The sequence below is a fragment of the Stenotrophomonas maltophilia group sp. RNC7 genome (assembly GCF_030910085.1).
GTDB lineage: Bacteria > Pseudomonadota > Gammaproteobacteria > Xanthomonadales > Xanthomonadaceae > Stenotrophomonas > Stenotrophomonas sepilia.
In genome coordinates, this window is sequence record NZ_JAVFVN010000620.1 from 1 (window position 1) to 1901 (window position 1901).

1 protein-coding gene is annotated in these 1901 nt (G+C 32.3%); it reads left to right on the forward strand.

All coding sequences use genetic code 11. The features are described from left to right. Positions 1–1653: AAA family ATPase (locus tag RCF13_RS11775; RefSeq protein ID WP_308141211.1), on the forward strand; the 1653-nt coding region annotated here is incomplete at its 5' end. Positions 1654–1901: the final 248 nt, after the last annotated feature.

Here is a 1901-nt window from a genome sequence, read left to right on the forward strand (position 1 = left end):
ATGGATAAAGCAGTCACAAAAAGAGAAGCTGCTGAAATTGAAAAATATAATTATGTAAATAAGTCTTTATATGAAGCAAGTAAATTAATAGGATTAAGAAAGTTTAAGGACTTCTTAATTGAATTAGTTGCATTAGTTGAATTTCAAAATGAAAGAGCGCAAAAAGGATTTTCAGTAAGTAATCAATCATTTCATACTGTATTCTTAGGAAATGCAGGAGTTGGAAAGACCACAGCTGCTAGGATTTTAGCAAAAATCTTATATGGATTAGGTATCGTTCAAAATGCGAATGTAGTTGAAGTCTCTAGAAATGACTTAGTTTCTGAATATGTAGGACAGACCGCTGCCAAAACAAAAGATGCTATTCAAAGAGCTATGGGTGGAGTTCTCTTTATCGATGAAGCTTATGCTTTAGCAAGAGGTGGAGAACAAGATTTTGGTAAAGAGGCAATTGATACTTTAGTCAAAGCAATGGAAGATCATAGAGGAGAATTTGTAGTAATACTGGCTGGTTATTCAGAAGAAATGCGGCAATTGTTAAAAACTAATAGTGGTCTTCAGTCACGTATTGCAAATACGGTAATACTTGAAGATTATAATTCTGATGAGTTAGTTAGCATTGCACAAAGAATGATAAAAGAACAAAATTGTACTTTAGAAGTGGGTTTATTACCTAAATTAAAAGAACTATTTGAAAGTAAACAGTTGAAAGGTAAGAAAGATGTTGGAAATGCTCGCATGATACGCAATACTATAGAAACAGCCATTAGAAAACATGCAGTAGTGTACAACATGAATCCAAGTATACCTTTAAATCAGTTGTCATCTACTGATTTTGGGATTACGGATAAGACATTCTCTCTTGAGAATGAACTGAATAAATTAATTGGTAATGAAGAAGTAAAAAATTTAATTCGTTCATTAGAGGATCAAATATATATTAATCAAGAACGAAAAAAGTTAAATTTAAAAAATACAGATCAATCACTTCATATGGTATTTAAGGGAAGTCCTGGGGTTGGTAAAACTACTTTTGCGAGAATAGTTGCTCAACTTCTTAAAGAATTAGGTGTTCTAAAAACAGGACATTTGGTTGAAGTAGATAGATCAGACTTAGTGGCAGGGTATGTAGGACAAACAGCACTCAAGACTAAAGATGTCATTGAATCCGCACTTGGAGGAGTTCTCTTTATCGATGAAGCTTATAGCTTAGCTCAAAACAATGATCAATTTGGTAAAGAGGCAATTGATACTCTTGTTAAGGCAATGGAGGATTATAGAGACGAATTAGTTGTAATTGTGGCTGGTTATAGTGATGATATGGATAAGTTTTTACAAATTAATCAAGGACTGTCTTCAAGGTTTAATATTCAAATCCCATTTAAAGACTATTCTTTAAAAGAATTATTTGAAATTGCTATAAAAATGTATAGTGATAAAGAATATAGGTTAACGCATGAGTCCTGTATTATTTTGTCCCATATCTTAAAAATGGGGTTAGAGTTAGGTGGAAATGGTCGTTTTGTAAGAAATGTAGTTGAGGAAAGTATCCGCGCTCAATCCACTCGTTTAAGAGCTGTAAACAACCGAACAAAAGCAGCATTACTAACCATTATTGATAAAGATATGGAGCAGGTAAAAAAATCTTTATAAAAACAACACATAACTCCTTAAAATATTTTACGTAAGTGAATACAATATTTATTTAGTTTAAAGATACAATTGCACATAGCAGCTGTATCTTTTTTATTTTGATAAATGCATGGGGATGGTGATGATACATGCTTGATGAAAAATTCTTACTAATTGCAGAAAAGCCTGATGCTGCAAAATTAATGGCAAAGCCTTTTCCGCATGAGAAGAAGCAGGGGTATATTGAAGTAAAACCAAATGAAATGATG